The 5336-nt window shown below is 65.1% G+C and carries 5 protein-coding genes; 4 read left to right on the top strand and 1 reads right to left on the bottom strand.

The genetic code is table 11. The features are described 5' to 3' along the window. Nucleotides 1-36: 36 nt before the first annotated feature. Together leuA and ACLFQI_RS11220 are read left to right on the top strand one after the other, a co-directional pair. On the top strand, nucleotides 37-1833 hold the full coding sequence (leuA, locus tag ACLFQI_RS11215) for a 2-isopropylmalate synthase (RefSeq protein ID WP_410759368.1): 1797 nt from the start codon (nucleotides 37-39) through the stop codon (nucleotides 1831-1833). A gap of 164 nt (nucleotides 1834-1997) precedes the next feature. Continuing rightward, nucleotides 1998-2879 carry a PD-(D/E)XK nuclease family protein gene (locus tag ACLFQI_RS11220; protein WP_410759370.1) on the top strand — a complete coding sequence of 294 codons (882 nt, stop codon included), beginning with the start codon at nucleotides 1998-2000 and terminating at the stop codon, nucleotides 2877-2879. 109 nt (nucleotides 2880-2988) lie between these two features. Here ACLFQI_RS11220 and ACLFQI_RS11225 read toward each other — a convergent pair whose 3' ends face one another. Then, nucleotides 2989-3378 carry a thioredoxin family protein gene (locus ACLFQI_RS11225; RefSeq protein WP_410759372.1) on the bottom strand — a complete coding sequence of 130 codons (390 nt, stop codon included), beginning with the start codon at nucleotides 3376-3378 and terminating at the stop codon, nucleotides 2989-2991. Nucleotides 3379-3652: 274 nt separating this feature from the next. Here ACLFQI_RS11225 and hemB point away from each other — a divergent pair, with 274 nt between their 5' ends. After that, nucleotides 3653-4666, top strand: coding sequence for a porphobilinogen synthase (gene hemB, locus ACLFQI_RS11230; protein ID WP_410759374.1), 1014 nt, complete (start codon nucleotides 3653-3655; stop codon nucleotides 4664-4666). Nucleotides 4667-4823: 157 nt separating this feature from the next. Next, nucleotides 4824-5336, top strand: a 513-nt coding sequence (gene aroE / locus ACLFQI_RS11235) for a shikimate dehydrogenase (protein WP_410759376.1), incomplete at its 3' end; no start/stop codon positions are given.

The raw sequence follows: 5336 nt of genomic DNA on the forward strand, positions 1-5336 counted from the left end.
TCAGAGCCCCGATCTAGATGCGGAAGGAGAATCAACATGCCCGCCCATCACGTCAAGTATCGTCCGAGTAAGCCGGTGCAATTGCCCGACCGCACCTGGCCAGACCGGACCATTGAGCAGGCCCCGCGCTGGGCCAGCGTCGACCTGCGCGACGGCAATCAGGCGCTGCGCGCGCCGATGAGCGTGGCGCAGAAGCAGCAGCTCTGGGCCTTGCTCGTCGACATCGGCGTCAAGGAGATCGAGGTCGGCTTCCCGTCGGCCAGCCAGCCCGACTACGACTTCGTGCGCTGGCTGATCGAGGCGCGCCAGATCCCCGCCGACGTCCGCATCCAGGTCCTGGTGCAGGCACGCCAAGACCTGATCGAGCGCACCTTCGCCGCCTTGGATGGGGTACATCGGGCCATCGTTCATGTCTACAACTCGACCTCGCCGGTGCAGCGCGAATGGGTGTTCGGCGCCGATCGCGAGCGCGTCAAGGCCATCGCGGTGCAGGGCGCCGAATGGGTCCGCGCCGAGGCGGCCAAGTATCCGGGCACCGATTGGACCTTTCAGTATTCGCCGGAGAGCTTCTCGCAGACCGAGCCCGATTTTGCGGTCGAGGTCTGCAATGCGGTGCTCGAGGTCTGGCAGCCAACGTCCCAGCATCCCTGCATCCTGAATCTGCCAGCAACGGTGGAATCGGCGAGCCCGAATGTGTTCGCCGATCAGGTCGAGTGGTTCTGCCGCCACATCCATCACCGCGACAGCGTACTCGTCTCGCTGCACACCCATAACGACCGCGGGGGCGCCGCGGCGGCGGCCGAGCTTGGCCTGCTCGCGGGCGCCGATCGCGTCGAGGGCACGCTGCTCGGCAACGGCGAGCGCACCGGCAACTGCGACCTGGTCACGCTGGCGATGAACCTCTACAGCCAAGGCGTCGATCCGCGCCTGGATCTCAGCGACCCGGATCGGATCATCGCCACCGTCGAGGAATGCACCGGCATCGCCTGCCATCCACGCCATCCCTGGGTCGGCGAGCTGGTCTACACCGCCTTCTCCGGCAGCCATCAGGACGCGATCAACAAGTCGCTGCATCATCAGCGCGCCGAGCATAACCGGGCATTGCCCTGGCAGGTGGCGTATCTACCGATCGATCCGCAGGACATCGGCCGCAGCTATGAGGCCGTCATCCGGGTCAACAGTCAGTCCGGCAAGGGCGGCATCGCCTTCGTGCTCGAGCGGGATTATGGGTTGCAGTTACCCCGCTGGGCGCAGCTGGAGCTGGCGCCGGTGGTGCAGCGCGCGAGCGAGGAGCAAGGCGGCGTCATCGACTCGGCCAGCATCCGGGCACTGTTCGAGACCCAGTTCATCCGCGATCAGGCACCGCACCGGCTCGGCGGCTACCGCATCAGCCGCAATGGCCATGATCAGATCGAGGCGACCATTGTCAGCGTTGGACCAGATGTTGGAGCAGTCAATGGTCACGCTGCGCAAGACAGGCACAGCACGCAGACGGCGCGGGATGTTCAACATGCGCGAGCGGTACAGACTGAACGGGATGCCGAGGAGCAGCGCATCCAGGGCCAAGGCGAGGGCGTGATCGCCGCCTTCGCCGATGCCTGGAGCAGGGCCTTTGGCCAGACCATCGACGTGCGCGACTATTGCGAGCACGCGATCGGCGCCGGCACCGATGCCGAGGCTGCGGCCTATGTGCAGCTCGCGATCGACGGCCAGTCAATCGTCGGCGTCGCGATCGATCGCGATACCGTCAGCGCCTCGCTGAAGGCAGTGCTCTCGGCGTTGAACCGAGGCGCCGGCATGGCCAATAGCCTCAGGATGCAGCAGGTTGCTTGACTTGTCGTGGATTTTGGTAAGCTCAGGCAGCGGGCCTGAGCAATGCCTGTTAGGGCCGCTCGACCCGATTGCCGGGCAACACTGACCTTAGAAGTCCAGATTCCACGCGATGTTCGTGTCTGCGCGGCAGGGCGAATGGCGATAGGACACGAGAGGACTGCGAGATGCAGCAAGAAGAGAACCTGAAGGAGCACGTCAAGCGCGAGCTGCCGAAGTGGCTGCGAGCGGATCCGGCATTTCGTCGCGCTGTCCTCGACATCACCCGCGACGAATTCGCCGACAAGGGCCAAACCGAAGGCCGTATCGAGGCCATGCTCGCCGAACTCGCCCGCAACCGCGAGGAGCAAGCCCGCAAGTGGGATGAGCAGCGCGAAGAAGACAGACGCAAGTGGGATGAGCAGCGCGAAGAAGACAGGCGCAAGTGGCAGGCACAAGAGGCACTGTGGGCCGAGAGTCGCCAAAAATGGGACGCGCAACAGCAGAAATGGGACGAGCAACAGCGCAAATGGGAAGAGCAGCAGCGCAAATGGGAAGAGCAGCAGCGGAAATCGGAGGAGGAAACACGCGCTTGGCGAGAGCACGAGAAGGCGGTCTGGGCCGAGTTCGACCGTCTCCATGAAGAAAACCGGGAGCGCGACAAGCGGGTCGAGCGCAGCATCGGCGCGCTCGGCGCGCGCTGGGGCCTGCAATCGGAGCGCGCCTTCCGCGATGCCTTGGCCGGCATTCTCGAGAAGAGTTTTGGCGTCGAGGTGCTGAATGTCAACGAATACGACGACGAGGGTCTGGTCTTCGGCCGACCGGACCAGGTCGAGCTGGATTTCATCATCAAGAACGGCCTGCTGATCATCTGCGAGCTGAAGTCATCGATCGACAAGGCGGGCATGTACAGTTTCGAACGCAAGGCGCGCTTCTACGAGAAGCGCCACGGCCGCACCGCGAGCCGCCTGATCGTCGTCTCGCCGATGATCGATGCACGCGCCCAAAAGGTCGCCGAGAAGCTCGGCATCGAGACCTTCGGCGACTCGCTCGACGTCGAAACGCTCTAGCCGGCACCCAAGCCGCCGCATAGGAAATTTTTGCTCAAATGTCTGTGTCTCACAGGGTGAACAGCAGCGGTGCCTCGCCGCGCAGGTTGGTCACCTGCGTTGGGCATGCTCAGTGAGCGTCGGCCTCCAGCGGTTGAGCCAGATGCTCATCGAGCCAGGTGCGGATCTGCACGCTCGAGCGCGAGCCGCTGAAGCGCCCGCGCTCCTCGCCCCGCTGGAACAGGAGCACGGTTGGGAAGCCGCGCAACCGGTAGTGGCCCGCGAGCTTCATGTTCTCGCCCTCGTCGACCTCGACCTTGGCGAGCCCGACCGCGCCCTGCAGCTCGTCGATCACCCGATAGAGATGCGGTGCCAGCTGATGGCAGGGCGCGCACCAATCGGCCCAGAAGTCGACCAGGATCGGCCGCGCGTGCGAGGCCGCGATCACCGCCTGCTCGAACCCTGCGTGGTCAACATCGAAACAATCGCCGCACGGCGGTTGGTCGGAAGGAAAGTGCATCGAGTCTTCTCCATCATTGCCAGAGGGCTATGGCACCACAGCGGAGGCAAAACCGCCAATTTGAGTATCCAAGCCGGCACCCCGCATCCACGGAGCGCATCCGCTTGTCCGAGACGACTGCCGGCCGGGCGCTTGAGACGGATTTTCGCTTGCTAGACTGGCCGCCGATCGACCGGGTGCGCTATGGTTAGCGGCCGATGCGTGAGCCGATCACCAATGGCCGTCGCGCACCCCGAATCGCCTGCACCACCTCGTTCTCCAAGAAGAGCCACCGATGTCCGATCTGCATCCCAATCGCGCCCCCTATCCCACCACCCGCATGCGGCGGATGCGCCGCGATGACTTCTCGCGCCGGCTGATGCGCGAGACCACCCTGACGCCCGACGACTTCATCTATCCGGTGTTCGTGCTCGAAGGCCAGGGCGAGCGCGAGCCGGTGCCCTCGATGCCCGGCATCGAGCGCCTGAGCATCGACCTGCTGGTCGAAGAGGCGCAGACCATCGCCAAGCTCGGCATCCCGGCGATGGCGCTGTTCCCGGTCACGCCGATGGCGGCCAAGTCCGAGGACGCGCGCGAGGCCTTCAACCCGGATGGCCTGGCGCAACGCGCGGTGCGCGCGCTCAAGGACGCGCTACCCGAGCTGGGCGTGATGACCGATGTCGCCCTCGATCCCTTCACCACGCATGGCCAGGACGGGCTGATCGACGAGACCGGTTATGTGATGAACGATGCCACCGTCGAGGTCTTGGTCAAGCAGGCGGTCTCCCATGCCGATGCGGGTGCCGATATCGTCGCCCCGTCGGACATGATGGACGGGCGCATCGGCGCCGTGCGCGAGGCGCTCGAATCCGCCGGCCATATCAACACCCGCATCATGGCCTATTCGGCCAAGTACGCGTCGAGCTTCTACGGCCCGTTCCGGGATGCGGTGGGCTCGGCGGCCAATCTCGGCGGCGGCAACAAGTACACCTATCAGATGGACCCGGCCAACTCCGACGAGGCACTGCACGAGGTCGGCCTCGACCTGGCCGAGGGCGCCGATATGGTGATGGTCAAGCCCGGCATGCCCTATCTGGATATCGTCCGTCGGGTCAAGGACCGCTTTGGCGCGCCGACCTTCGTCTATCACGTCAGCGGCGAGTACGCGATGCTCAAGGCGGCGAGCCAGAACGGCTGGCTGGAGGAGCGCGAGGTGGTGCTCGAAGCACTCATGGGCGTCAAGCGCGCCGGCGGCGACGGCATCCTCACCTACTATGCCAAGCAGGCCGCGCAATGGATGGGCGCTTGAGCCGGTCAGATCCCATTCGGCCGCGGCTTAACCTGCACAACAACCGGCGCTATCAGCCAAGCGTAAGGCACCCAAACGGGTGCTCAGCAGGGAGCACAGCAGGGACCTCAATAGGGTACCCGGCGTGGCGTCCCACGCGGCAACAGGTTCAGTGCGTATGACCGATCGATACGCTGTCATCGGCAACCCGATCGCGCACAGCAAATCGCCCCTGATCCACGCGGCGTTTGCCACGCAGACCGGCGAGCCGATCGAATACGGTCGCATCCTTGGCGATCCGAACGACTTCGCCGGCGATGTGCGCCATTTTGTCGCCGAGGGTGGTCGTGGACTCAATGTCACGGTGCCGTTCAAGACTGCTGCCTTCGAGCTACTCGACGACCTGAGCGCGCGGGCGCACGCTGCCGGTGCAGTCAACACCCTGATCGTGCGCGACGGCGGCCTGCTGCGCGGCGACAACACCGACGGTATCGGCCTGCTGCGCGATCTGACCGACAATCACGGCCTCGCGCTGGCGGGCAAACGGGTGCTGCTGCTCGGGGCCGGCGGGGCGGCGCGCGGCGTCGTGCAACCACTGCTCGAAGCCCGTCCGGCTGAGCTGCTGATCGCCAACCGCACGGCGAGCAAGGCAGAGGCCTTGGCCGCCTTGGGCCATGATCACGCCGTCTCC

Source organism: Halochromatium sp., from assembly GCF_046541315.1.
Classification (GTDB): domain Bacteria; phylum Pseudomonadota; class Gammaproteobacteria; order Chromatiales; family Chromatiaceae; genus Lamprobacter.

What these genes read in the sequence shown, in the direction of transcription:
- leuA (WP_410759368.1), top strand. Translation starts at nt 37, where the DNA reads ATGCCCGCCCATCACGTCAAGTATCGTCCGAGTAAGCCGGTGCAATTG.
- ACLFQI_RS11220 (WP_410759370.1), top strand. Translation starts at nt 1,998, where the DNA reads ATGCAGCAAGAAGAGAACCTGAAGGAGCACGTCAAGCGCGAGCTGCCG.
- ACLFQI_RS11225 (WP_410759372.1), bottom strand. Translation starts at nt 3,378, where the DNA reads ATGCACTTTCCTTCCGACCAACCGCCGTGCGGCGATTGTTTCGATGTT.
- hemB (WP_410759374.1), top strand. Translation starts at nt 3,653, where the DNA reads ATGTCCGATCTGCATCCCAATCGCGCCCCCTATCCCACCACCCGCATG.